The sequence below is a fragment of the Parapedobacter flavus genome (genome assembly GCF_035818675.1).
GTDB lineage: Bacteria > Bacteroidota > Bacteroidia > Sphingobacteriales > Sphingobacteriaceae > Parapedobacter > Parapedobacter flavus.
On record NZ_JAYKZZ010000003.1, the window covers coordinates 1 to 417 of the forward strand.

A 417-nucleotide genomic window follows, 5' to 3' on the forward strand; every position below is an offset into this window, starting at 1 on the left:
TCACCGAACCCTTGGGTGCTGGTTTCGAATATTCGATCAATGGCGCGGACTACCAAGCGGAGCCATTGTTTGAAAATATAGTCCCCGGCACCTACCGCGTCACAGCGCAGCATGTGTCGGTACCGGGATGCGTGAGCGGGGAAGTCGAGGTAACCATCAACGCGACCCCGACAACGATTATGCCCACGGTGGTGCATCCGGAATGCGGGGAGACCACGGGCGCCATCGAGTTCCCCGTTGATACGGATTACGAATATGCGGTGTACCGCACCGGAGAAACACCGGTATACCACTCGTCGCCGGTCTTCGCAGACCTGGCCCCGGGTGAATACCTGGTGCAGATGCGGTCGTTGACGATTGATTGCGAAGCATCGGCCGTGGCGGTAACCGTCAACGCAGCACCCGAGGTCCCTGCGG

Annotated in this window: 1 protein-coding gene; it reads left to right on the top strand. The window is 59.7% G+C overall.

What is annotated here, in order from left to right:
* Positions 1-417 (top strand): hypothetical protein (locus U9S71_RS03520; RefSeq protein ID WP_326325300.1); only part of this gene is annotated, 417 nt, incomplete at both ends.